The organism is Mycobacterium sp. 852014-52144_SCH5372336 (assembly GCF_001665615.1).
Lineage (GTDB): Bacteria > Actinomycetota > Actinomycetes > Mycobacteriales > Mycobacteriaceae > Mycobacterium > Mycobacterium neumannii_A.
Genome location: NZ_LZSW01000048.1, coordinates 224,602 through 248,664 on the forward strand (window position 1 = coordinate 224,602; position 24,063 = coordinate 248,664).

22 protein-coding genes are annotated in these 24,063 nt (G+C 66.7%); 11 read left to right on the top strand and 11 right to left on the bottom strand.

Annotated elements, in window-relative coordinates; genetic code table 11:
- Positions 1–17 precede the first annotated feature (17 nt).
- The 4 genes from A5759_RS14425 to A5759_RS14440 all read right to left on the bottom strand — a co-directional run bounded on the left by A5759_RS14425 (position 18) and on the right by A5759_RS14440 (position 3,593).
- Positions 18–1,193, bottom strand: coding sequence for a thiolase family protein (locus tag A5759_RS14425; protein ID WP_068198810.1), 1,176 nt, complete (start codon positions 1,191–1,193; stop codon positions 18–20).
- Positions 1,194–1,257: 64 nt separating this feature from the next.
- A complete protein-coding gene (locus A5759_RS14430; RefSeq protein WP_068198813.1) occupies positions 1,258–2,163 on the bottom strand; it encodes an enoyl-CoA hydratase/isomerase family protein in 906 nt (301 codons plus the stop codon).
- A 9-nt stretch (positions 2,164–2,172) separates the two neighbouring features.
- Positions 2,173–2,946: a FadR/GntR family transcriptional regulator gene (locus A5759_RS14435; protein WP_064425111.1), complete on the bottom strand. Its 774-nt coding sequence runs from the start codon at positions 2,944–2,946 to the stop codon at positions 2,173–2,175.
- Positions 2,943–3,593 carry a hypothetical protein gene (locus A5759_RS14440; RefSeq protein ID WP_068198815.1) on the bottom strand — a complete coding sequence of 217 codons (651 nt, stop codon included), beginning with the start codon at positions 3,591–3,593 and terminating at the stop codon, positions 2,943–2,945. The genes A5759_RS14435 and A5759_RS14440 overlap by 4 nt, the downstream gene beginning before the upstream one ends.
- A 111-nt stretch (positions 3,594–3,704) precedes the next feature.
- Between A5759_RS14440 and A5759_RS14445 the strand changes: the two genes are divergently transcribed.
- From A5759_RS14445 to A5759_RS14470, 6 genes are read left to right on the top strand one after another with little or no spacing between them, the layout of a single operon-like run.
- On the top strand, positions 3,705–4,511 hold the full coding sequence (locus A5759_RS14445; protein WP_064398300.1) for an enoyl-CoA hydratase/isomerase family protein: 807 nt from the start codon (positions 3,705–3,707) through the stop codon (positions 4,509–4,511).
- Between the two features lie 14 nt (positions 4,512–4,525).
- Positions 4,526–5,335 (top strand): enoyl-CoA hydratase/isomerase family protein, encoded by an 810-nt coding sequence (locus A5759_RS14450; RefSeq protein WP_064398297.1) that lies wholly within the window; start codon positions 4,526–4,528, stop codon positions 5,333–5,335.
- A 1-nt stretch (position 5,336) separates the two neighbouring features.
- Positions 5,337–6,128, top strand: coding sequence for an enoyl-CoA hydratase/isomerase family protein (locus tag A5759_RS14455; protein WP_064425107.1), 792 nt, complete (start codon positions 5,337–5,339; stop codon positions 6,126–6,128).
- Positions 6,128–7,594, top strand: coding sequence for a class I adenylate-forming enzyme family protein (locus A5759_RS14460; RefSeq protein ID WP_068198817.1), 1,467 nt, complete (start codon positions 6,128–6,130; stop codon positions 7,592–7,594). The genes A5759_RS14455 and A5759_RS14460 overlap by 1 nt, the downstream gene beginning before the upstream one ends.
- Entirely contained in the window at positions 7,587–9,098 is a 1,512-nt protein-coding gene (locus tag A5759_RS14465) for a class I adenylate-forming enzyme family protein (protein WP_068198820.1), read from the top strand. Before A5759_RS14460 ends, A5759_RS14465 begins: the two co-directional genes overlap by 8 nt.
- Positions 9,091–10,581 carry a class I adenylate-forming enzyme family protein gene (locus tag A5759_RS14470; RefSeq protein WP_068198822.1) on the top strand — a complete coding sequence of 497 codons (1,491 nt, stop codon included), beginning with the start codon at positions 9,091–9,093 and terminating at the stop codon, positions 10,579–10,581. Before A5759_RS14465 ends, A5759_RS14470 begins: the two co-directional genes overlap by 8 nt.
- On the opposite strand, the gene A5759_RS14475 is transcribed toward A5759_RS14470, so the two are convergent.
- Genes A5759_RS14475 through fabG form a run of 4 tightly spaced genes read right to left on the bottom strand, consistent with a single transcriptional unit; the run spans position 10,574 to position 14,392 of the window.
- Positions 10,574–11,242, bottom strand: coding sequence for a GntR family transcriptional regulator (locus A5759_RS14475; protein WP_068198950.1), 669 nt, complete (start codon positions 11,240–11,242; stop codon positions 10,574–10,576). The two genes, A5759_RS14470 and A5759_RS14475, sit on opposite strands and share 8 nt — an antisense overlap.
- A gap of 2 nt (positions 11,243–11,244) precedes the next feature.
- Positions 11,245–12,438 (bottom strand): acyl-CoA dehydrogenase family protein, encoded by a 1,194-nt coding sequence (locus A5759_RS14480; RefSeq protein ID WP_068198823.1) that lies wholly within the window; start codon positions 12,436–12,438, stop codon positions 11,245–11,247.
- Entirely contained in the window at positions 12,435–13,655 is a 1,221-nt protein-coding gene (locus A5759_RS14485) for an acetyl-CoA C-acetyltransferase (protein ID WP_068198826.1), read from the bottom strand. The genes A5759_RS14480 and A5759_RS14485 overlap by 4 nt, the downstream gene beginning before the upstream one ends.
- The gene (gene fabG / locus A5759_RS14490) at positions 13,652–14,392 is read right to left on the bottom strand and encodes a 3-oxoacyl-ACP reductase FabG (RefSeq protein WP_068198828.1); all 741 of its coding nucleotides are present in this window, start codon (positions 14,390–14,392) and stop codon (positions 13,652–13,654) included. The genes A5759_RS14485 and fabG overlap by 4 nt, the downstream gene beginning before the upstream one ends.
- Before the next feature lie 167 nt (positions 14,393–14,559).
- On the opposite strand from fabG, the gene A5759_RS14495 reads away from it, so the two are divergent.
- A complete protein-coding gene (locus A5759_RS14495; protein WP_068198832.1) occupies positions 14,560–15,732 on the top strand; it encodes an acyl-CoA dehydrogenase family protein in 1,173 nt (390 codons plus the stop codon).
- Positions 15,729–16,547: a mycofactocin-coupled SDR family oxidoreductase gene (locus tag A5759_RS14500; RefSeq protein WP_068198835.1), complete on the top strand. Its 819-nt coding sequence runs from the start codon at positions 15,729–15,731 to the stop codon at positions 16,545–16,547. Before A5759_RS14495 ends, A5759_RS14500 begins: the two co-directional genes overlap by 4 nt.
- Position 16,548: 1 nt before the next feature.
- Here A5759_RS14500 and A5759_RS14505 read toward each other — a convergent pair whose 3' ends face one another.
- Both A5759_RS14505 and purU read right to left on the bottom strand, forming a co-directional pair.
- Positions 16,549–17,001 carry a MaoC family dehydratase gene (locus A5759_RS14505; protein WP_068198837.1) on the bottom strand — a complete coding sequence of 151 codons (453 nt, stop codon included), beginning with the start codon at positions 16,999–17,001 and terminating at the stop codon, positions 16,549–16,551.
- Positions 17,002–17,034: 33 nt separating this feature from the next.
- Positions 17,035–17,967 (bottom strand): formyltetrahydrofolate deformylase, encoded by a 933-nt coding sequence (gene purU / locus A5759_RS14510; RefSeq protein WP_197506044.1) that lies wholly within the window; start codon positions 17,965–17,967, stop codon positions 17,035–17,037.
- A 264-nt stretch (positions 17,968–18,231) separates the two neighbouring features.
- On the opposite strand from purU, the gene A5759_RS14515 reads away from it, so the two are divergent.
- From A5759_RS14515 to A5759_RS14525, 3 genes are read left to right on the top strand one after another with little or no spacing between them, the layout of a single operon-like run.
- Entirely contained in the window at positions 18,232–18,981 is a 750-nt protein-coding gene (locus tag A5759_RS14515) for a hypothetical protein (RefSeq protein WP_068198841.1), read from the top strand.
- Positions 18,978–21,125, top strand: coding sequence for an Rv1355c family protein (locus tag A5759_RS14520; protein ID WP_082962126.1), 2,148 nt, complete (start codon positions 18,978–18,980; stop codon positions 21,123–21,125). The genes A5759_RS14515 and A5759_RS14520 overlap by 4 nt, the downstream gene beginning before the upstream one ends.
- Positions 21,126–21,172: 47 nt before the next feature.
- Positions 21,173–22,972 (top strand): bifunctional diguanylate cyclase/phosphodiesterase, encoded by a 1,800-nt coding sequence (locus tag A5759_RS14525; protein ID WP_068198954.1) that lies wholly within the window; start codon positions 21,173–21,175, stop codon positions 22,970–22,972.
- Here the strand turns inward: A5759_RS14525 and A5759_RS14530 are convergent.
- Positions 22,919–23,800, bottom strand: a complete 882-nt coding sequence (locus tag A5759_RS14530) for a hypothetical protein (RefSeq protein WP_064398272.1) — start codon at positions 23,798–23,800, stop codon at positions 22,919–22,921. The genes A5759_RS14525 and A5759_RS14530 overlap by 54 nt on opposite strands.
- Positions 23,801–24,063: the final 263 nt, after the last annotated feature.

Genomic DNA, 24,063 nt, shown 5'->3' on the forward strand with positions numbered 1-24,063 from the left:
AACTACACCCAAGCCTGCTAGACCTCGACGACGACCGCGCCGCCCTGGCCGCCGCCTGCGCACATCGCCGCGACACCGATTCCGCCTCCACGCCGCTGCAATTCGTAGACCAGCGTGGTGACCATCCGCGCACCCGATGCCGCGATGGGATGGCCGAGGCTGCACCCGCTTCCGGAGAAGTTCACCAGCTTTTCGTCGATGCCGTACTCGCGGCACGCCGCGATCGGCACCGACGCGAACGCCTCGTTGATCTCCCACAGCGTGACGTCGGACGGCTTGAGGCCGGCGCGGTCGAGCACCTTGCCGATCACCTTCACCGCACCGAGCCCGCAGTCGCGCGGGGGCACACCCGCCGCGGCCCAGGCCTTCACGGTGGCCAGCTTCGTCAGGTTGTTGGCGGCGGCGTAATCGCTGTCGACGAGGGCGACCGCGGCCGCCGCGTCGTTGGTGCCGCTGCTGTTGCCCGCGGTGATCGAGAAGCCCTCGATCTCGGGGTGCAGCGGTTTGAGGCCGGCCAGCTTCTCGACCGTGGTGTCGCGGCGCGGGTGCTCGTCGACGCTGAACTCGGTGACCGAGCCGTCGAACTGCTGCACCTTCAGCGGAACGATCTCGTCGACGAACTTGCCCGCGTCGATCGCGGCGATCGCGCGCTGGTGCGACCGCGCCGCCCAGGCGTCCATCTCCTCGCGCGTGATGCCGACCGACTGCGCGGTGTTCCACCCGACGGTGATCGACATGTCGCGCGTCGGAGCGTCCGGTGTCTCGACGTGGGTGGGCGGCATCCACTTCTCTTCGAACTTCAGCTCAGGCCCCGGAATACGCCAGTTGACCAGCGGCGTCATCGACAGCGACTGCACGCCGCCTGCGATCAGCGCACGTTCCATCCCGGAGCCGATCTGCGCGGCGGCATTGCCGATCGCGGTGAGGCTGCCGGCGCAGTGCCGGTTCACCGACTGGCCCGGGACATCTGGCAGTCCAGCCGCATCGGCCGCATAGCGCGCCAGATCGCCTCCGCCGTAATGGGATTCGGCGAAGATCAGGTCGTCGATGTCGTTGGGGTCGATGCCCGAGCGACGGATCACCTCCGGCAGGACGGCGGTGATCAGCGTCTCCGGCGGGGTGTTGACCAGCGTCCCCTTGAAGGATCGGCCGATCGCGGTCCTGGCGGCACCGACGATGACGGGTGTTCCCATGTTTCTACCTCGGGTTTCGACGTTAACGACGTTACAAAACTAACAGATACTGTAGCGGACCCCGCTACTCGGGCTCGGGCACGTGGAAATGCTCGTCACGCAGCCGGAACGCCTCCTTGGTGCCGTGCTGGGCGCGGGTCTTGACGAAGTTGAACTCACCCTCTGCGAACTGCAGGTTCGTCCCGTACGCGTGGAAAAGGTAGCTCGCCACTTCCTCGCCCTGGTAGGCCTGGCTCTGCTCGACGAGCCGGAACGCCTCCTTGGCGATCACGACGCCGTCGGCGGGCATCTTGGCCGCCTTCTCCGCCCAGTACCGGGCCCGCTTGGTCACCTGGTCGGCCTCGCAGGTCTCGGTGAAGACGCCGAGATGTTCGACCTCGGCGGCTTCGATGATGTCGCCGGTCAACAGCAGCCGGCGCGCCAGCACCGGGCCGAGCCGGTGGAAGAACATGTGCAGGCTGCCCAGCGCGGGGCCCAGGAACCGGGTGGCAGGCATGCCGATCTTGGTAGTGCGGGCGATGACGGAGATGTCGGTCATCAACGCCATCTCGAAGCCGCCCCCGAGGGCGTATCCGCTGATCTCCCCCACCGTGACCTTCGGGAAGCCCATGAAGTTGTGGTAGAAGCCAAACGACTTGCGGTCCACCGTCAGTCGTCGGCGTTGGCTCGGACGTCGCTTGGCTTGCGCCGAGCGTTCATCGGTTGCTTTCCGCTCTTCGCGCGAGCGCTCATCGCCATACCAGCCGTAGGCGTTGTTCATGTCCGCGCCCGTGCTGAACACCCCTTCGGCGCCGCGCAGCAGCACGACGGTGATGTCGTCGTCCTCGGCGACCTGGTCGAGGTGGCGGCCGACGGTCTCGCGCATCGCCGCGTCGTAGGAGTTGCGCTGGGCGGGGTTGTTCAGCGTGATGGTCGCGATCCGCTTGTCGCGGTCGACGTCGAACAGCACGCGGTCATCGGCGGTGGTCATGGGGTGTCCTCACTGAACGTCGGAAATGAGCTTGGCCTCAATGGTTTTGTCCGTTCCGGCCGCGAGCGTGTTGCGCCGTGCGACCGCAAGGTGGTCGGCGGCCAGTCGCGCCGCGCGGGCCTGGTTGCCGTCGCGGATCGCGTCGAGCAGGCGTTGGTGATCGCGCAGCGCGGCCCGCATCGTCTTGTCGTTCATCGGATCGGCGCCCGTCTCATCGCCCCACACCGACGACTCGTGCGCCGACCAGATCAGCTCCAGCGAGCCGATCAACAGGATCATTGGCTCGTTGCCGCAGCGGGAGACGATCGTCTCGTGAAACCGCCGGGCATTGGGGACATACCGCGACGGGTCGTCGAAATCGTCGATCTGTCTCTGTATCTCGTCCTCGAGGTGGGGCACGACCTCGGTCATGCGGTCGGACCTGGCCGCGCACATGCTCGCGCAGATCGGTTCGAGGTGCAGCAGTGCGCCGCTGACATCCGCGGGAGTCGCCGACCGGGCCTGCAGCACCATGCTGATCATGTGGGCGGTGCGGTCCGCCGACGGCTGATGCACGACCGCACCCCCCATGTTGCCGCGCCGTACCGAGATCAGGCCCTCCGTCTCGAGGATGTGGATGGCCTCGCGCAACGCCGGTGGGCTGACGCCGAACTCGGCGAGCAGGCCGTCCTGCGATGGCAGCACGTCGCCCTCTTTGAGCCGCCCGGACAGGATGTCGTCGCGCAGCCGCGCAGCGATGATCTCGGCCACTCGGGGCTGACGGATCCTGTGCGCGCTGGTCATCTCGGCCGGCGCTTCCCGAATTGGAACACCGACAGCCGCTCGGGTGAGGACGCCGACGTGTTGAACTCACCGATGCACAGCACCTCCTCGCCCAGCAGCAACCGGGCCGTCGATGTCACGCGGCCGTCGGCCTCCACGCGCCGCACGTCGAATTCCAGCTCCGTGAGGATCGGCGTCGGCCTGCGGAAGGTGACCGTCAGCGAGCGGGTCTTGCCCGTTCGGCCCATGGCGCAGCTGTGATGCTGCGTCACGCAGTCGAAGAACACGGCGAGAAACCCACCGTTGACCAATCCTGGTGGACCTTCGAAGACGACCGGGAACGTGACCCTGCCCGACGCGGAGTCGGCGTCCAATGCGTCGATGGCGTATTCGGGAAACGCCGGGTTGTACGCGCCGACGTCGAAGGCGTGGTCGAGGTATACCCGCTGCGTCTCCGCGGCGTCGGGGCCGATGCGCGGCGTCATATCGGTCGGTGCGGCGGCGGCCAATTCGCGTTCCCAATCACCGATCTGGCGCAGCATCACGTCGACGGTGGGATGGTCGTGTTCCAGCGACAGCAGCAGGCCGCTGAGCCGGCGCAGGGCACCCGCGGCCGCGACGGTCCGCGCCAGCGGTTGCTCGCCGTAGCTCGGCGTGTCCTGTGCCATCGATGGCCTCTCGTCGGCGGCAACGTCTTTTCGACCGCTGTCCTTGCTAACTTGTACAAGATAGCAATACTGTATGTCTAACCGTATAGCTCGAGATTGGCGGATTCAACGGTGACCGATGCGGCTGACGACGGCGTGGTCGAAACCTCGCGCGACGGCGCGATCCTGCGTATCACGCTGAATCGCCCTTCGCGGCGTAACGCGTTGAGCCGCAGCATGACCGACACGCTCGTGGCGACATTGACCGCAGCCGCCACCGACGATTCCCTACGCGCCGTCCACATCCGTGGCGAGGGGTCGGATTTCTGCGCCGGGGTGGACTGGGTAGCGTCCAACGCCGGTGAGCGGCGTCCCCGCACCGGAGATATCCTCCGGCGCCAACCCCACACCGCGCACCGAGTGGTCGAACTGGTCCACACGCTTCATCTACCGGTGGTGTGCACGGTTCGCGGCTGGGCCGCCGCGCTCGGTTGTAACCTGGCGCTGGCAGCCGACTTCACCGTGGCCGCGAAGGACGCCGTGTTCTGGGAGCCGTTCCTCGGGCGCGGTTTCAGTCCCGACTCGGGTTCGACCTGGCTGCTGCCCCGCCTCGTCGGGCTGGCGCGCGCCAAGCGGATGCTGCTGCTGGGCGAGAGGGTCAGCGGCGCCGACGCGGCGCAGTGGGGTCTGATCCACGCCGCGGTGCCGGAAAACGAATTATCCGCGGTGAGCGACGAACTCGTCGAGCGGTTGGCATCCGGGCCGACCGTCGCGATGGGCCTGGCCAAACAATCCATGCACTACGGCCAGCACGCGTCGCTTTCCGACACCATGATCAGGGAGCTCTACAACGTCGAGTTGTCCTGCCGGACCACCGATTTCAAAGAAGGGCTGGCGGCGTTCCGCGACAAGCGCCCGCCGGAATTCCAAGGGCGCTGACGGATAGGAAGACGATGTCCCCCACTTTCGAGAACATCACCTACGAGGTCGACGGGCACAAGGCCACGATCACCTTGAACCGGCCCAATGCGCTCAACGCGCTGAGCCCGCACATGGTCTCAGAACTTCGCAACGCCTACGACGAAGCCGAGAACGACGACGACATCTGGATCCTGATCGTGACGGGCACGGGCCGTGCGTTCTGCACCGGCGCCGATGTCGGCGAGATCCCCGAGGACGGCAGGGTCATCTACGAGCGGCCGTACCTGTCCACCTACGAACAGTGGGAGGCGCCGCAGGAGGGCACACCCCCGTTCCGCCGCATGGCCAAACCGGTCCTCACTGCCGTGAACGGGTTGTGTTGTGGGGCAGGACTGGACTGGATCACCACCGGCGACATCGCGATCGCCTCCGACAAGGCCACATTCTTCGACCCACACGTGAGCATCGGTCTGGTGGCCGGCCGCGAGATGGTCCGGCTGGCCAGGATCCTGCCACGCAACATCGCGCTACGCATGGCGCTGATGGGCAAGCACGAGCGGATGAGCGCCGAACGGGCATACGAGCTGGGCATGATCAGCGAGGTGGTGGAGCACGACCGGCTGTTGGAGCGCGCGCACGAGATCGCTGACATCGTCAACTCGAATGCCCCGCTCGCGGTCCGGGGTACCCGGCTGGCCATCCACAAGACGCTCGACCTGCCGCTGCACGAGGCAGAGATCCTCGCCGAGACGTTCCGTGAGCGGGTGGTGCGCACCGACGACGCCGCCGAGGGCCCCAAGGCGTTCATGGAGAAGCGCACCCCGAACTGGCAGTGTCGATAACATGTCGGAGCCGTCGTTCGAGACCATCCTCGTCGATGTGGACGCCACCGACCACGTCGCGACCATCACGCTGAACCGACCGGAATCGCTGAACGCCTTCAACCGCACGATGTGTGAGGAGATGTCGCAGGCGTGGCAGCTCGTCAAGACCGACGACGCGGTCAACGCGGTGGTGCTTCGCGCGGTGGGCGACCGCGCGTTCAGCGCGGGCCTGGATATCAAGGAGTCCTACGGCCAGCCTCAAAACGTGTGGAACCATGAGGATCCCGGCGAGCACCTCAGCCCGAAGTGGCAGAAGATGTGGAAGCCGGTCGTCTGCGCGGTCCAGGGCATGTGCACAGCGGGAGCGTTCTATTTCCTCAACGAGGCCGACGTGGTCATCTGTTCGCAGGATGCCACCTTCTTCGACTCCCACGTGAGCGCAGGCCTGGTGTGCGCACTGGAACCGATCGGGCTGATGCGACGGGTCGGCCTCGCCCAGTCGCTGCGTATCGCGTTGATGGGCAACGACGAACGTGTCAGCGCCGCCACGGCTCTGCAGATGGGCTTGGTGACGGAGGTGGTTCCCATCGACCGCCTGTGGGCGCGCGCACACGAGATCGCCGCCGGCATCGCCGCAAAGCCGCCCTCAGCGACACAAGGCACCGTCAAGGCGATCTGGGAGTCGCTGGAGAAGCCCTATCGCGCAGCGATGGAACAGAACTTGATCTACACCCGACTGGGCAATCCGCTCGGTCAGGCCGAGTTGGCCCAAGCGCCAACGCCCACGCGATCCGAACCGAGGATCCGCTGATGGGTGAGCACCCGCTCAGCAGACGCATTCGGGATGTCCTCGCGCTCGACGCGGACGCGCCCGCCATCGAATACGAAGGGCAATGGGTCACCTGGGGTCAGTTGCACGGACTGGCCTCGCAGGTCTACGGGGTCGGGGTAATGGGGCGCCAGGTCGGAATGCTGTTGCGCAACACGCCCGCCCATGTCGCGAGCTTTCTCGGTGTCCTGCTCGGTGGGGGCACCGTGGTGGTCGTCAACCCGTCGCGCGGCGACGATCGCATCAGGGCTGACCTCGATGCGTTGGCGCTGCCGGTGGTGATCGGCGAACAGGACGACCTGACACGGCTGGTGCGCACCCCGGGCACCGACATGGTGGCGATCTCGACGGTTCGCGACCCCATCCGTTGGACCGCGGCCCGCGCCCTGGTGCCCGAGGAGAACCGCATCGGCGTCGCGGTGCGGATGCTGACCAGCGGCACGACCGGTCCGCCCAAGCGGATCGATCTGACCTACGACATGTTGGCCCACAGCGTGATCGGCGAAGGCTTCGACGAGGCGCCGCCGCCGAAGCGACTGCGAAGCGGGGTGGCCATCGTCAACGCCCCGCTGGTGCACATCGGTGGGGTGTTCCGGGTGCTGCAGTGTGTGTGCGAGGGGCGTTCGTTCGCCCTTCTCGACCGCTTCGAACTGAACCGCTGGGTCGACGCGGTGCGGCGTCACCGTCCGCGCGCGGTGTCCCTTGTGCCCGCGGCGCTGCGCACCGTGTTGCACTCGGACCTGACCCGCGACGATCTGGCCGGCATCCAGGCGGTCACCTCCGGCACCGCACCACTGTCCGCCGAGGACGCCGACGCGTTCACCGAGAAGTTCGGCATACCGGTGTTGACGTCGTATGCCGCAACCGAGTTCGGCGGCGGGGTCGCCGGCTGGACGCTGACCGATTACCAGCAGCACTGGCAGACCAAGCGGGGCAGTGTGGGAAGGGCCAGCCTCGGCGCACAACTGCGCGTCGTCGACGACGACGGTCACCCCCTCGGCGTCGATCAGCCCGGCCTGCTCGAGGTCAAACCCGGCCAACTGGGTCCCGCAGCGGACTGGATGCGCACCACCGACATGGCGCGCATCGATACCGACGGGTTCGTGTGGATCCTCGGACGTGCGGACCAGGCGATCATCCGCGGCGGTTTCAAGGTCATGCCCGACGATGTGCGCAGAGCGCTGGAGAGCCACCCCGCGGTGCACAGTGCCGCCGTCGTGGGTAGACCCGACGAACGACTCGGGGAGACGCCGGTGGCGATGGTGCAGCCGCGCGAACCCGTCGATGCCGCGACGCTCGAGGAGTTCCTGCGAAACCGCCTGGCACGCTATGAGGTTCCCACCGCGATCGCGATCGTCGAGCAGATGCCGTGCACGCCCTCGGGTAAACCCGACCTGAGCGCGGTCCGGCAACACTTCGAGACCGGAGCCACCGCCGGCCATGGCTGACCGCACCGTCGGGTCGGTGCTGCGCGCGCAGGCCGCTGCGCGGGGCGATCAGCCGCTGCTGATCTGCGATGCGGACCGGGTGAGCTATACCGACGCCGAACGCCGGTCGGCCCGGCTGGCTCGCGGGCTGATCTGTCTCGGCGCGGGCAAGGGCACGCACGTCGGCGTGTTGTATCCGAACGGGTCGGCGTTCGTCGTGGCGATGCTGGCCGCCGCGCGGATCGGCGCCGTGGTGATCCCGGTCTCGACGCTGGCGACCGCACGGGAGATGCGCGAACAACTCGCCCACTCCGACGTCGAGATCCTCCTGGCCACAGGGGCATACCGATCTCATGACTACCGGCAACGGCTCGCCGACGTCGAGGGCATTCCGCTGCTCCGTCACGTTCTCGTCGACACCGAGCCGACGGAGTTGGCCGACACCGACCTGCTGGCCGCGCTCGAAGACGATGTCGAACCGTGCGACGAATTGGCGATCATCTACACGTCGGGGTCGACCAGCGCACCCAAGGGTGTCGTGCACACGCACGCCGGACTGCTCGACCACCAGATGGTGCTCAACGAGATCCGCGGGCTGACCGCCGAGGAGAAGCTGTTCAGCAATTCGCCGTTCTTCTGGATCGGCGGCTTCGCCTACTCGGTGCTGGCCACCTTGCTGGTCGGCGCAACATTACTGTGCTCCAACGCCGTGGATGCCGGCGAAACCCTCGATCTGCTGGAGGCCGAGAAGCCGACGATGACCAACGGTTTCGTGGCCGGCATCGCGCACCTGGCCCGGCACCCCAGCCTGCCGAGCCGTGATCTGTCATCGATCAGGCGCGGTAACCTGTACCCGATCATGGCGTACGACGTCCGGCCCGCCGACCCCGAACTACGCCACACGATGCTCGGCATGACCGAATCCGGAAGCGTCATCCTCGCCTGCGCCGACGAATCCGATCAGCCCGAGCATCGGCGCGGATCGTTCGGCAAGCCGGTACCCGGATTCGATGTCAAGGTCGTCGATCCCGATACCGGAGCGTCCGTGGGCACCGGCTCCGTCGGTGAGCTGTGCGCACGTGGGCCGTTCATGATGCAGCGGTATTACAAGCGCAGCCGGGAGGAGTGCTTCGACGACTACGGCTGGTTCCACACCGGCGACCTCGTTCGCACGGACGCCGACGGCTTCTTCTACTTCGTCGGCCGCCGCGGCTCACTGATCAAGACCGCGGGCGCCAATGTCGCACCCGCGGAGGTGGAACGGGCGATCGCGAAGGTGACCGGCGGTGTCGTCGCGCACGTGATCGGCCTCCCCGACGCCGAACGCGGCCAGCTGGTCGCCGCGGTCATCGCGCTGGAAGACGGCGCGTCATTCGACGAGACCGGATGTCGTGAGCGACTCAAGAACGAGCTGTCTTCCTACAAGATCCCCCGGCGGTTCGCCGCAGTGCCCGCCGCCCACGTCCCGGTGTTGTCGAGCGGAAAGGTCGACTTGTCGAAATTGGCAGAGGTTTTCGATGTCTGACACGATCGATGCGCTGGTGCGATGTTGCGCCGCCGAACATGGCGACAAGCCGGCGGTAATCGACCCGTCGGCCGAGATCACCTACGCCGGACTCGACGCCAATACGCGCGAGATGGCAGCCGCGTTCGTGGCCGCAGGGGTGGGCAAGGGCAGTCGGGTCGCGTTGATCATGCCGAACTGCGTCGAGTGGGTGCGGATCGCGATCGCGCTGACCCGCATCGGCGCGGTGCTGGTGCCGTTGAGCACGCTGTTGCAGCCACCCGAACTCGCGGCCCAGCTTCGCGTGGCGGCGGTGCAGTTCGTGGTGGCCGTCGAGGAGTTCCGCGGCCACCGCTACCTCGACGACATCCACGCCGAGCGCGGCAATCTTCCGGCTCTGCGCGAGGTCTGGCGCGCGGACCGGCTCCCATCGGGTGGCGCGGCGCCCGTCGACGAGATCGCGGCCGCGGTCACTCCGAGCGACACGCTGGCGATCATGTTCACCTCGGGCAGCAGCGGCCCACCCAAGGGTGTGATCCATTCCCACGGCAACGCTCTGGGCGCGGTGCGATCCGGTTTGGCGGCGCGTTGCATTTCCGCAGACACCCGGTTGTATCTACCGATGCCGTTCTTCTGGGTGGGCGGGCTGGCGGGCGGCCTGCTGTCTGCGCTGCTGACCGGTGCGACGCTGGTGACCGAGGAGATGCCCCGCCCGGAGACGACACTGCGCCTGATCGAACGCGAGCGCGTGACGCTGTTTCGCGGCTGGCCCGATCAGGCGGCGGCGCTGGCACGCGCGAACGCCGCTGTGGGAGCTGATCTGTCACAGCTGCGGCCCGGCAGCATGGAGGCGTTGCTGCCACCCGAGCAGCGCGCGGCCCGCGGCGCGCGGGCCAATCTGTTCGGTATGACCGAGTCGTTCGGTCCGTACTGTGGCTACCCCGCCGACACCGACATGCCGCGTTCGGCATGGGGCAGTTGCGGAAAACCCTTCGACGGCATGGAAGTTCGCATTGTCGACCCCGACACCGGGGAGCCGGTGCCGGCCGGGACGATCGGGATGATCCAGATTCGCGGGCCACACGTCATGCGGGGCATCTGCCGTCGTAGCCGGGAGGACGTGTTCACTCCTGACGGCTTCTACCCGACCGGCGACCTCGGGCGTCTCGACGACGACGGCTTCATGTTCTGCCACGGCCGCAGCGACGACATGTTCAAGGTCAGCGGCGCGACGGTGTACCCCAGCGAGGTGGAGCGCGCGTTGCGGACCATCGACGGGGTGCTGAACGCGATCGTCACCGACGTGGCAGGTGCCGTCGGTGCCGTCGTGGTGTCGGCACGACCCGTGGACGAGCTGCGCGTCGAGGCCCGGAACCGGTTGAGCGCCTTCAAGGTCCCGACGGTGTGGCTCGTAACCGGCAAGGACGATGACATCCCTCGCAAGGCGTCGGGCAAGGTCGACGTCCGGGCGCTGCGCGAAGTCCTGCGCGAGCAGGTCAGGTGACCACGCCTCGCTCTGTGAGGTGGTCGATCAACGGCTTCGCGCCTGCGGCGAGGTGTTCAGACATCTCGGCGCGGGCGAGGCGCTCGTCGTGCTGTTCCAGTGCGGCCAGCAGCCTGCGGTGGTGATCGTTCGACTTCTCCGGCCAGCCCGCGATGACCGGGAAGACCGACTCGGGGGCGTAGCGGGTGATTTGTGACATCAGCTGGGCCAGCTTGGGTGAGTCCGCGGCGACGTTGATGGCACGGTGGAATTCGTGGTTGAGCCGTACCGCCCGCTCGTCGTCGACGGCCGCGTACGCCGCTTCCAGGTCGGACTGGATCTGCTTCAGGTCGCGCAATTGATCGTCGGTGATGTTGGCCGCGGCACGCGCCGCCAGCTCACCACCGATGTACGCCTGCACATTCGACACGTCGGTGAGGTCGCGGCCCGTCACCGGCAACACGACGAAACCGCGCCGCGGCTGTTGGGCCAGTAACCCTTCGGCCTTCAACTCGAACAGCGCCTCGCGGACCGGGGTGACGCTGATGCCCAGTTCGGCGGCCAGTTGCTCCAGCCGCACGTACTCACCGGCGCCGTAGGTGCCGTCGAAGATGCGTTTGCGCACGAAACGTGCGACGTCCTCGGCGAGTTGAGGCCGGAAGGCGAATTCGGGCGCTGTCACCGTCACACCTGATAGTCGGCGAGCAACCGCTTGCTGATGATGTTCTTCTGGATCTCGCTGGTGCCCTCGCCGATCAACAGGAACGGCGCGTCGCGCATCAACCGCTCGATCTCGTATTCCTTGGAGTACCCGTAACCACCGTGGATCCGGAAACTCTGCTGCGTGACCTCCGAACAGAATTCGCTCGCGAGGTACTTCGCCATTCCGGCCGCGACGTCGTTGCGTTCCCCGGAGTCCTTCAGCCGCGCGGCGTTGACCATCATCAGATGGGCCGCCTCGACTTTGGTTGCCATCTCGGCTAATTGGAAGGCGATGGCCTGGTGCTCGGAGATCAGCTTGCCGAACGTCTGGCGCTGCTGGGCGTAGCGGACCGCCAGTTCGAACGCGCGGATGCCGACACCGCACGCCCGCGCCGAGACGTTGACCCGGCCGACCTCGATCCCGTCCATCATCTGGAAGAACCCCTGCCCCGGCGACTCGCCGAGGATGTCGTCGGCCTTGGCTACGTAGCCGTCGAAGATCAACTCGGTGGTGTCGATGCCCTTGTAACCGAGCTTGTCGAGCTTGCCCGGAATCGTCAGCCCCGGCGCGACTTCCCCGTAACCGACCGGCTTTTCGACCAGGAACGCGGTCAGGTTGCGATGCGGTTTGTCGGCGCCCTCGTCGGTGCGGACCAACACCGCGACCAGCGTGGACGTTCCCCCGTTGGTCAACCACATCTTCTGACCGTCGATCCGGTAGGTGCCGTCGTCGTTGCGGGTGGCCCGCGTCCGGATCGCGGCGACGTCGGAACCGAGTTCGGGTTCGGACATCGAGAACGCACCGCGCGTCTCCCCCGTCGCCATCCGCGGCAGGTAGCGCTGCTTCTGCGCATCGGTGCCGTGCTGACGCAACATGTAAGCGACGATGAAGTGGGTGTTGAGCACACCGGAGATGCTCATCCAGCCGCGCGCCAACTCCTCGACGCACAGCGCGTACGTCAGCAGCGATTCGCCGAGGCCCCCGTACTCCTCGGGGATCATCAGCCCGAACAGCCCCATCTCCTTCATCGCATCGACGATGGCCTGTGGGTAGGTGTCGGTCATCTCGAACTCCGGCGCGTTCGGGATGATCTCCTTCTCGACGAATTGACGTACGGTGGACAGGATTTCGGTCTGGACATCAGTCAGGCCCACTGTCTGCGCGAGTTTGGTCATGCGTCGACCCTCTCGAACACCGCGGCCAGCCCCTGGCCGCCGCCGATGCACATGGTCTCCAAGCCGTAGCGGGAGCCGCGCCTCGTCAGTTCACGCGCCAGCGTCGCCAGCATCCGACCGCCCGTCGCGCCGACGGGATGCCCGAGCGAGATTCCCGAGCCGTGCACGTTCGTGCGTTCGGTGTCGGCCGCGCCGAAACTCCACTCCCGCATCACAGCAAGGGCCTGCGCGGCGAACGCCTCATTCAGCTCGATCAGGTCGATATCGGCCAACGACAGTCCCGCCTTGGCCAGCGCCACCTTGGTGGCGGGCACGGGCCCGATCCCCATGACGTTGGGGGCCACGCCCGCCGAACCCCACGACACCAGCCGCACCAGCGGCGTCAGTCCCAGCTCTTCGGCCTTGTCGCGCGTGGTCACCACGCACATCGATGCGGCGTCGTTCTGGCCGCTCGCGTTGCCCGCGGTGACCGTCGCGTCCGGATCCTGCTTGCCGAGAACGGGTCTCAGCTTCGCCAGTGATTCGAGCGAGGTGTCGGGTCTCGGGTGCTCGTCGGTGTCGATCACCTCTTCGCCTTGCCGGGTGCGCACCGTGACGGGGATGATCTCCTCGGCCAGGATGCCGTCTTTCTGGGCGGCCACCGCGCGACGATGAGACGTCACGGCGAGCTCGTCCTGCTCTTCCCGCGAGATGCCGTACTGCCTGCGCAGGTTCTCGGCGGTCTCGAGCATCCCGCCGGGCACCGGATAGTGCTTGCCGCCGGCGGTGGTGCGGCCGCGGGCCAACGAGTCGTGCAGCATGACCCCGCCGGGCGCAGGGCCCCACCGGACGTCGGTCGAATAGAACGTCACGTTGCTCATGCTCTCCGCGCCACCCGCGATCACGACGTCGTTGTCGCCGTTGGCGACCTGCAGACACGCCTGGATGACGGCTTGCAGACCCGAACCGCACCGCCGGTCGACCTGCATACCGGGCACGGTCACCGGCAGCCCGGAGTCCAGCGCCACGACGCGGCCGATGGCGGGCGCCTCGCTGCTCGGATAGCAGTGACCAAGGATCACGTCCTCGACTGCTTCCGGCTCGATCCCGGTGCGCTCCAAGAGACCCTTGAGTGCGGTGACGCCGAGATCGACGGCCGTGAGGGACTTGAACATTCCGCCGTAACGGCCGATCGGCGTTCGCACCGGTTCGCAGATGACAGCCTCGCGGGTGCTCATAGGTGCCGTCCCCCGGTGATCTCGAGAACGGTCCCGGTCATGTACGACGACAGATCACTGGCCAGGAACAGGGCGACCTTGGCCACCTCCTCCGGCTCGCCGGCGCGGCCCATCGGCACCTCGGCCAACTTCTGGTCCCACGCCTTCTGCGGCATGGCCTCCGTCATCGCCGAGCGGATCAGTCCCGGCTGAATCGCGTTGACCCGCACCCCGAGATGGGCGAGTTCCTTGGCCGCCGCCTTGGTCATACCGACGATGCCTGCCTTGGCCGCCGAGTAGTTGGTCTGGCCGATCATGCCGACCTTGCCCGAGATCGATGACATGTTGACGATCGAGCCGCGCTTGTTCTCGCGCATGATCGGCGCCGCCGCCTTCAGCCCGTTCCATGTGCCTTTCAAGTGCACGGCGATGACCTGATCGAACTGCTCCTCGGTCATCTTGCGAAGCGTCGCGTCACGGGTGATCCCGGCGTTGTTGACCATGATGTCCAGCCCACCGAACCGCTCGACGGCGGCGCCGACCAACGCCTCGACGTCGGCGCCCTTGGTGACGTCACAACGCACCGCCAGCGCATGGTCCACGCCGCCGAGTTTCCCGGCCGCCGCTTCGGTCGCGGCGAGATCCACGTCGCCAAGCACCACCCGCGCGCCTTCGGCGATAAACCGTTCGGCGATCGCGTATCCCAGACCCTGCGCGCCTCCGGTCACGACCGCCGTCTGTCCGGTCAACAGCGACACCTGATCACCCCTTCCACTGGTCAAGGCCCACCCGGGGCCGCGTCAATCGAACATCATATTTCATATATGATCGCCCCCATTCGATGGGCCGACCGGTCACACCGCGCGCGTGCTCGCCACGACTTGCAGCAACGCTCGCGCGAGCAGATGAGGACAAGGAGCACAGGATGGCGACATCCGAAGTCAGCGACGAGGACTTCCAGGAGATCCTGGCGCAGACCCGTCACTTCGTCCGCACCGCGGTGATCCCCCGTGAGCAGGAGATCCTGGCCGGAGACCGGGTCCCCGACGACCTTCGCGAGCAGGCCAAGAAGATGGGGCTCTTCGGCTATGCGATCCCCCAGGAGTGGGGCGGGCTGGGGCTGGACCTCTCGCAGGACGTCGAGCTGGCAATGGAGCTGGGTTACACCTCGCTGGCTCTGCGCTCGATGTTCGGGACGAACAACGGCATCGCGGGACAGGTCCTTGTCGGATTCGGCACCGACGAGCAGAAGGCACGCTGGCTCGAGCCGATGGCCACCGGCGACGTCGTCGCATCGTTCGCACTCACCGAGCCCGGCGCGGGCTCCAATCCGTCGGGACTTCGCACCAAAGCCGTTCGACAAGATGGCGATTGGGTGATCACGGGCCAGAAGCGGTTCATCACCAACGCCCCGACCGCCGACCTTTTCGTCGTGTTCGCCCGCAGCCGCCCCGCCGATGCGGACGGCGCGGGCATCGCTGTGTTCCTGGTGCCCGCCGACGCCGCCGGCGTCCAGGTCGGCGCCAAGGACGCGAAGATGGGCCAGGAGGGCGCGTGGACGGCGGACGTCAGCTTCGACGACGTGCGTGTGCCCGCCGAAGCACTCGTCGGCGGCAGCGAGGACATCGGTTATCGCGCTGCGATGATCTCGTTGGCTCGCGGACGCGTACACATCGCCGCTTTGGCGGTCGGGGCCGCACAACGCGCGCTCGACGAGTCGGTCGCCTACGCCGCCACCGCGACCCAGGGCGATACGCCGATCGGCAACTTCCAGTTGGTGCAGGCGATGCTCGCCGATCAGCAGACCGGCGTGATGGCCGGCCGCGCACTGGTCCGCGACGCCGCGCGTCAATGGGTCACCGGCGAGGACCGCAGGGTGGCACCGTCGGCTGCCAAGCTGTTCTGCACCGAGATGGCCGGTGATGTCGCCGATATCGCGGTCCAGATCCACGGCGGCAGCGGCTACATGCGCGAGGTTCCCGTCGAACGCATCTATCGCGATGTCCGGCTGCTGCGACTTTACGAGGGCACCAGCGAGATACAGCGTCTCATCATCGGGTCCAACCTCGTCAAGGCCGCACAGAAGGAGCGCTCGTGAACAGGCTCACCGACAAGGTCGCGTTCATCACCGGCGCCGCGCGGGGTCAGGGTCGCGCACACGCCGTCCGGATGGCCACCGAGGGCGCCGACATCATCGCCGTAGACATCGCCGGAAAGCTCCCGGCCTGCGTGCCTTACGACCATGCAACACCTGAGGAACTCGCCGAGACGGCCCGCCTGGTCGAGGCCACTGGTCGCCGCATCCTCACCTCGCAGACCGACACCCGTGACGCCGAGACCCTCAACGAGGTCGTCGCCGAAGGGGTTGCCGCATTCGGCCGGCTCGACGTGATCGTCGCCAACGCGGGTATCTCACCACCGCAGCTGTGGGACGAGATCACGCCGGAGGACTTCCGCGACGTGATGGACATCAACGTGGCAGGAACCTTCAACGCCGTTCGGGCAGGCGCGCAGCACATCATCGACGGTGGCCGGGGCGGGTCCATCATCCTGATCAGCTCGGCTGCCGGAATCAAGTTGCAGCCGTTCATGGTTCACTACACCGCGAGCAAGCACGCCGTCACCGGCATGGCCCGCGCCCTGGCCGCCGAACTCGGAAAGCACTCGATCCGCGTCAACAGCGTGCACCCCGGCCCGGTCAACACCCCGATGGGTTCGGGCGACATGATCACCGCGATCGCCAAGGTGATGGAAACCAACCCGTCGCTGCAGCACATGATGACGCCGTTTCTGCCGACGTGGGTTCTGCAACCCGAAGACGTCGCCGAGGTGGTGTGCTGGTTGGCCGGCGACGAGTCGAAACACATGACGGCGACGGCCATTCCGGTGGATCAGGGCTCCACCCAGTACTGAATCAGCGGATGAAGCGCACAATCGACTCCGCAACGGCGGCAGGCTTTTCCGAGCCCTCGATCTCGATCGTCGTGGTCATCGTCGACTGCACGGCGCCGTCGAGTTGGTCGATCTTCGTCAATTCACCCGTGGCGCGGATCTTGGCGCCGACCTTGACCGGTGTGATGAAGCGAACCTTGTTGTAGCCGTAGTTGATGGCCATCGCGATGTTGCCCACCGTGTACAGCTGATGCGAGAAGTACGGGAGCAGCGACAGCGTCAGCAAGCCGTGGGCGATCGTCGCCCCGAACGGCCCGTTGGCCGCCTTCTGGGGGTCGACGTGGATCCACTGGTGGTCCTCGGTCGCGTCGGCGAACAGGTTGACGCGGTCCTGGGTGACTTCGAGCCATTCGGTGGGGCCGAGCTGGCTGCCCTCGGCCGCGATGAACTCGTCGAGGTCGCTGAACTTCTTCACTACTTCTCCTTCGTACCGGCGAGAAGATCGTCGCTAGAAGACGACGGTCTGGTTGCCGAATCGGATGATGCGGTCCTCACAGTGCCATAGCACCGCTCGGGACAAAACAACGCGTTCGACGTCCGATCCGAGGCGGACCAGATCCTCCACGCCGTGCCGATGGTCGACCCGCACCACGTCCTGCTCGATGATCGGCCCCTCGTCGAGGTCCTCGGTCACGTAGTGCGCGGTGGCGCCGACGAGCTTGACCCCGCGCTCCTTGGCCCGCCGATACGGCGCAGCGCCGATGAACGCCGGCAGGAACGAATGGTGGATGTTGATGAGCGGACACCCGACGTCGGCGATGAATCGCGGCGTGAGGATCTGCATATAGCGCGCAAGGACCACCAGGTCGACGTTGCCGCGCAGCAACTCGAGCTGGCGGCGTTCGGCATCCTCGCGGATTTCCCTACTGGCCGGTACGTGGATGAACGGAACCGAGAAGGGCCGGACCTGATCCGCGAGGTCGGGATGGTTCGCGACCACCATGGCCACAGACATGTCGAGCTCGCCGCGCCGGTTGCGCCACAGCAGATCGAGCAGGCAGTGATCTTCTTTGGAGGCCATGATCGCCACCCGCTTGGGTTTCGCGGCTTCGGTGAGCCGAAAGTCCATACCGAATGGTACGGCGACCCGTTCGGCGAATTCGCGTTCGAGGTCATCGCGCGCAGCTGTCAGGCCGGGCAGGTGAAAAATGGTGCGCTGCATGAATGTGCCGCCCGACTGTTCGGTCGCGTGCTGGTCCAGCGACACGATGTTCGCCCCGGCGGCGGCGAGAAATGCGCTGACGGCGGCCACCAATCCCGGCCGATCCACACAGCGAAGCAGCAACCGGCCCACATCGTTAACGGGCAGGTTCCCTGCACCCGGACTCGGATATCCCCCGGTCACCTCACCCAGCGTGGCACTCGGCCGCCGCAAGCGCAGGTGAACGGCCGCATCGCGCGGTTGCCGCACCGAATCCGCGCGCGGCCCACTCGATTCCGCAGGGGATTCTCGGCAATTAGCTGCGCGCGTTCACCGCACCACGCCGGTCCCCTTTTTTGCGCCGACAACAAGCCTTTTCACCACAAGATCACTGCGCTTCCTGGTAATAAAACCGCACTCGGCGAGATACTCATATGGATGTGGGAAATCCACACGTAATCAGCAGCGACCCGTCCATGGGAACTGCCCGATGATCGGACGATTATGACCATTGCACAAATCCAGTCCGCCACCGATGTCGCCCCCAGTTTGCGACAGACTCCCAGTTTCTGGGATTCGGAGACCGACTGCACGATCACCTTTGCGCACCCCGCGGTCGAGCCCGAGCTCTGGCGGGATTTCGTGCACGGGGCGACGCGCAGTTACACCAAGCACGGTGTGGCGAAGGCACTCGACATGGATGCGTTGCACACCGGCTCGGACACCATCCTGTTCGCCGCCTGCGTCGACCGATCCGGAAAGGTGGTCGGCGGCCTTCGCGCGAAAGGGCCTTACCAGTCCGCCGACGAAGCCCATGCACTGCTGGAGTGGAAAGGTCAGCCGGGCTTCGACGCGGTGCGGAAGATGATCAGCGACCGGCTACCATTCGGCGTCGTGGAGATGAAAACCGCATGGGTGACTGACGATCCCGATCGCAACCGTCAGCTCACCTACGCCATCTCCCGAACACCGCTGCATGCGATGGGGCTTCTCGACATTCAGTTCATCGTCGCGACGGCGGCCTCCTATGTGCTCAAGCGATGGCTTTCGTCCGGCGGTATTCTGGCGACGAAAATTCCTCCGACGCCGTATCCCGACGAGCGTTATGAGACCCGACTGGCCTGGTGGGATCGTGCGACGTTCCCCAAACATGCCGACCCAAAACAGCTTTCGTTGTATTTCGCCGAACAGCAGATGCTGGCCCCTGTTCACAAGGCGGTCGGGTTATCGGCCGCCACCGGGACCGAGCGGTGACCGGCGGGGACGGCGATCCGAGTTGGTGCACCGCAGTAGTTCTGCGCGCCGACGATCCCGTCCTCGCCCAATTGCAGTCGGATTCGAGCATCGAAATCATCGACGGCGCAGCACACCAACAGCAGGTGCTGCGCGAAATGCGGCCACCACCGCCGGAAGACGTTCTCGCTGAACCGATTCGATGGGTCTACTATCCGTGGCGCCGGGCCGCGGCCAGCATCCTCGGCCCACGAGGTTTTCGCCGCGTCCGTCTGGATCGCAACCGCAACCTGATCACGGCCGCCGAACAGAAGAAGCTCGGCGGCCTCACCGTCGGCGTCGTCGGCTTGAGTGTCGGTCATACGATCGCTTACGCGCTCGCGGCTCAGGGGCTGTGCGGCGCCTTGCGGTTGAGCGACTTCGACGACATGGATCTGACGAACCTGAACCGGGTGCCCGCCTCGGTGCTCGACATCGGTGTGAATAAGGCGGTCGTGTGCGCCAGAAGGATCGCCGAACTCGATCCGTATCTGCCGGTGCGCGTCGACGTCGCCGGCGTCAACGAGCGAACCGTGCACGAGTTCCTCGACGGCGTGGACCTCGTCATCGAGGAATGCGACTCCCTGGACGCCAAGCTGCTGGTCCGCGAGGACGCACGCGAGCGCGGGATCCCGGTGCTGATGACGACCAGCGATCGCGCGCTGCTCGACGTCGAGCGGTTCGATCTCGATCCGGCACGCCCGATCCTGCACGGCCTCGTCGGAGACATGAACGCGGCCGGCCTGGCGAATCTCAGCAGCACCGACAAGCTGCCCTACTCGCTTCGACTGGCCGAGGCCAGCCAGGTTTCGGCCCGGATGGCGGCCTCACTGATCGAGGTGGGACAGACCCTCTCGACGTGGCCGCAGTTGACCTCCGAGGTGGCGCTGAACACGAGCCTGGTCGCCGAGGCGGTCCGGCGGATCGGCCTTGGCGAGCACCTCCCGTCCGGACGGGCGCGGATGGACATCGCCGAAGTCTTCGACCGCCTCGACACCCCGGTCGTGCCCGTCGGCGACCACCCGGTCGACCACCCGGTCGACGACCCTGCCGAGGACCGGCCGAACCGGGCGACGGACGCCATCGCTGCCGCCGCGCAGCGCGCACCCTCGGGCGGCAATGCGCAGCCATGGTGGATCGAGGTCACCGCCGGATCGGTGACCGTCGCGTTGGACCCGCGGTTCACCACGACGATGGACGTCGGTCTGCGTGCCAGCGCCGTTGCGGTCGGCGCCGCGACCTTCAACGCCCGCGTCGCGGCCGCCGCCCACCAGATGACCGCACAGGTGCACTACGGCGCCGGTGACGAGGCTTCACCGTTGGTCGCGACGGTGCATCTCGCGCCGGGCGACGACCCCGAACTCGGATCGCTCTACGAGCCGATGCTGGCCCGGGAGACCAATCGGCGTCTCGGCAACGCCGCGCCGATCCCTGCCGACACGATCGCGACCCTGATCGCCGCCGCGGAGGCCGAAGGCGCCCGGTTGAGGGTCCTGACCGACCGGCCCGACCTCGAATCGGCCGCAGCGATTCTGGCCGCCGCCGATCGCATCCGATATCTGACTCCGCGCCTGCACGCCGAGATGTTCGCCGAACTGCGGTGGCCCGACTCGGCCTCGCTGGAGTCCGGCATCGACGTACGCACGCTCGAGCTCGCTCCCGCGGACCTGGTGATGCTCGACGTCCTGCGCCGGCCGGAGGTGATGGGCCACGTGAGAGAGTGGGACGGCGGGCGGGCCCTCGGCGACGACACCGCGCGTCGTGTGCGGGACTGCGCCGGTCTGGCGGTCGTCTCGGTGGGCGGGCACCGTCTGGCCGACTACGCACACGCCGGGGCGGCCGTCGAGTCGGTGTGGATCCGGGCCCAGCAGCACGGGCTTGCCGTACAACCGGTTTCACCGCCGTTTCTGTATGTGCTCGACGAGCAGGACCGCCGCCGGGTGTCGCCCGCTTTCGCCGACGACCTCGCCAGGCTGCAATATGATTTTCGGCAACTCGCGGGAACCGGTACGGCTGAGTCACAGGCGCTGATCCTCAGGTTCACCTACGCAGCCCGCCCGTCGGTCAGAAGCCGGCGCCGCAGTCACTACCGTCGCGACAACGCCGACGGCGTTAGGGAGGGTTAGTGCCCAGCAGTCTCGAGAACCTCGTCACGTCGGTCGCCACGCACCTGATGGGTGTGAACGTCGCGACGCAGGTGGAGGTGAGCCAGCGTGTGCTGGCCGACCTCGTCGAGTACCTCGGCGTCGACGTCAGCTTCCTGCGCCACAACGATCACCGGATCCGCGCGTCCGTGCTGGTCGCGGAGTGGCCGGTCCGCCCGGGGATTCCGGATCCCGACCCGTTGGGTGTGGTGTATTTCGCCGACGCCGACCCGGTGTTCGCCCGGTGCGAGCATCAGAAGGAACCGATCGTGTTCCGCCCGGAGCCCTCGACCGAGGAGTACCAGCAGACCATCGCCGAGGGCAGACAGGTTCCGTCGACGTCGATGGCCTGCGTCCCGATGTTGTCGGGTGAGATCACCTCCGGAGTGCTCGGATTCGTCAAGTTCGGCGACAGGGACTGGACGTCCGAGGAACTCAACGCGCTCAAGGCGATCGCGTCGCTGTTCGCTCAGGTTCAAGCGCGGGTCGAAGCCGAGGATCGCCTGCGCTACCTGGCCGAACACGACGACCTGACGGGACTGTGCAATCGGCGGGCGCTGCTGGCGCACCTGGACGCCCGTCTGCGGCAGGGACAACCGGGGCCGGTCTCGGTGCTGTTCTTCGATCTGGACCGGTTGAAGGCCATCAACGACTACCTCGGCCACACCGCCGGTGACTGGTTCATTCGCGTCCTGGCCGAACGGCTGCGCCAAAGTGCCGACGACGGCACGTTCCTCGCCCGACTCGGTGGCGACGAGTTCGTGGTCGTGCCTGCCGGGCTGACGGACGTCGACACCGCAAGGGAGTTGGCCACTCGGCTGCAATCGACGCTCAACGAGCGGGTGGCGGTCGACGGCGAGACGCTCACCCGCACCGTCAGCATCGGTGTGGCGCTGGGCGAGCCGGGCCGCGACAACACCTCAGACCTCCTGCGGCGCGCCGACCAAGCGGTGTTGACCGCCAAGGCATCCGGCGGCAACGAGGTCGCGGTCTTCACCGATCAGATGTCGATGGAGTCCGACTTCCGCAACGACATCGAGCTTCACCTGCACAACGTCATCGAAACGGGCGCCCTTCTGCTGCATTATCAGCCCGAGGTCAACATGCGCACCGGCGAGATTCTCGCCACCGAGGCGCTGGTCCGCTGGGAGCATCCGACGCGCGGCCTGCTCGCACCCGGCTCCTTCATCGGGGTGGCCGAATCGATCAACCTGGCGGGCGAACTGGGTCGCTGGGTGATGCGGACGGCGTGCCGCGAGTTCGCCCAGTGGCGCGCCAACGGTGTCGGCTGCGACGCGGTATTGCGGGTCAATGTCTCGCCGGTCCAACTGGTGAGCGACGGATTCGTGGAATCGGTCGCGGCGACGATCGATGAGTTCGGCCTCGACGGCGGATCGGTGTGCCTGGAAATCACCGAGAGCGTCGTGGTGCAGGACATCGAGACCACCCGCAAAACGCTGGCCGGCCTCAAACAGGTCGGCGTGCAGGTCGCCATCGACGACTTCGGCACCGGCTACAGCGTGCTGTCACATCTGAAGTCGCTGCCCGTCGACACCCTGAAGATCGACAAGGGCTTCGTCCGCGAGTTGGGCCACAATCCCGGCGATCTCGCAATTGTGCGCGCCATCATCGCGCTGGCCGAGGCGTTCGGCCTGCAGCTCGTCGCCGAGGGTGTGGAGACCGAGGAGGCCGCGCGCACCCTGCTCGAACATGGATGCCACCGGGCGCAGGGATTTCTGTTGTCGCGTCCGTTGCCGGGCGCCGAGATGCAGTCGCTACTCGCCCAGGGACGGGTACCCGTGGACTTTGCCGCATCGCCACGACCCTGAGTGGCGGTATGTCTCACGGAGATTGGCCGGTAGCCGGCGACCGCGCGCATGGCACGCGACGCCGGACACTGCCGGCGGTTCGGAGGTGAGCACCTCGACGCGGCCGAACCTGCTGGCACGCTGTCCGACGAGGCAGACACGCAGGATGTCGCCGGACACCGACCGCGGATCGATTTCGGGGAGTTGCACGGCTCCGCTCGTGACCGTGACACCGTGCCGAGCCCGGACCGCCATCGGCCCGTCGGGAGTCGCGAACACCGCGCCCACCGCGAGGCCCTCCTCGAAAACCAGGCGTTGCAACGCATGGTCGGAATGCACCTCGATGTCACGGTCGGCCACACCCGTGGTGAGCAGATCGAGTATGGAGCCGGCGAGCTCACCGGAATCGGCGGAGAGCGCACCGATCTCGAGGACCTCGAGGATTTGGCCATCAGACGCCTGCACGGTCGTCGCGCTCCAATCCGGAAGCCGGGTCGAGAGGTAACCGAACGGCGTCGCCAGACATTGGGCCGCCCATTCCCGCAGGCGGGCCCCGACGAACGGCGCCACTGTGCGGCCGCTATCGGCGGGCACATGCGAGGGCACGGCGCGGATCGGCACGCCGACATCGTGGGACTGACCGTGCAGCGGCCCCAGGTCCGACGTCATCTCGGCGAAGAAGTGGCGGGTGCACTCATCGGTCGCATTCGTACCGAGCCAGTTGTGCTCGGCGACTCCCCAGTCCGCGATGAACACCTCACCACCGAGTTCGTCGAGCGCGATGGCGTGTGCGAGTCCAGCCGCGCCGGCACCGGCGCACACCACGTCGACTTCGTCGTCCCACTGCACCGTTAACTTCTCCAAGGTCGCTGTGATTTACAGTCCGGCCGCATATCGATGCGGGATTCTGCGCATCACACGATGATTCAGGCCGTTTTCGAAAAGCTGCCATTGCCCGTATGGCTTTCTCGAGGGGTTCGCCGATACAGGCAATGGCAACGCGATAGGAAACAACGTGCGCGACGCCGAACATGTCCGGTCGCGGTGAGCACCGAACGCCTGCGACGCAGTGCGACCGACGGCCGGCAATCCGCATCGCCGCGAACCGAAAG

What these genes read in the sequence shown, in the direction of transcription:
- A5759_RS14480 (WP_068198823.1), bottom strand. Translation starts at nt 12,438, where the DNA reads ATGACCAAACTCGCGCAGACAGTGGGCCTGACTGATGTCCAGACCGAA.
- A5759_RS14440 (WP_068198815.1), bottom strand. Translation starts at nt 3,593, where the DNA reads ATGGCACAGGACACGCCGAGCTACGGCGAGCAACCGCTGGCGCGGACC.
- A5759_RS14465 (WP_068198820.1), top strand. Translation starts at nt 7,587, where the DNA reads ATGGCTGACCGCACCGTCGGGTCGGTGCTGCGCGCGCAGGCCGCTGCG.
- A5759_RS14495 (WP_068198832.1), top strand. Translation starts at nt 14,560, where the DNA reads ATGGCGACATCCGAAGTCAGCGACGAGGACTTCCAGGAGATCCTGGCG.
- A5759_RS14460 (WP_068198817.1), top strand. Translation starts at nt 6,128, where the DNA reads ATGGGTGAGCACCCGCTCAGCAGACGCATTCGGGATGTCCTCGCGCTC.
- A5759_RS14435 (WP_064425111.1), bottom strand. Translation starts at nt 2,946, where the DNA reads ATGACCAGCGCGCACAGGATCCGTCAGCCCCGAGTGGCCGAGATCATC.
- A5759_RS14470 (WP_068198822.1), top strand. Translation starts at nt 9,091, where the DNA reads ATGTCTGACACGATCGATGCGCTGGTGCGATGTTGCGCCGCCGAACAT.
- A5759_RS14430 (WP_068198813.1), bottom strand. Translation starts at nt 2,163, where the DNA reads ATGACCACCGCCGATGACCGCGTGCTGTTCGACGTCGACCGCGACAAG.
- A5759_RS14525 (WP_068198954.1), top strand. Translation starts at nt 21,173, where the DNA reads ATGGGTGTGAACGTCGCGACGCAGGTGGAGGTGAGCCAGCGTGTGCTG.
- A5759_RS14450 (WP_064398297.1), top strand. Translation starts at nt 4,526, where the DNA reads ATGTCCCCCACTTTCGAGAACATCACCTACGAGGTCGACGGGCACAAG.
- A5759_RS14455 (WP_064425107.1), top strand. Translation starts at nt 5,337, where the DNA reads ATGTCGGAGCCGTCGTTCGAGACCATCCTCGTCGATGTGGACGCCACC.
- A5759_RS14515 (WP_068198841.1), top strand. Translation starts at nt 18,232, where the DNA reads ATGACCATTGCACAAATCCAGTCCGCCACCGATGTCGCCCCCAGTTTG.
- A5759_RS14425 (WP_068198810.1), bottom strand. Translation starts at nt 1,193, where the DNA reads ATGGGAACACCCGTCATCGTCGGTGCCGCCAGGACCGCGATCGGCCGA.
- A5759_RS14485 (WP_068198826.1), bottom strand. Translation starts at nt 13,655, where the DNA reads ATGAGCACCCGCGAGGCTGTCATCTGCGAACCGGTGCGAACGCCGATC.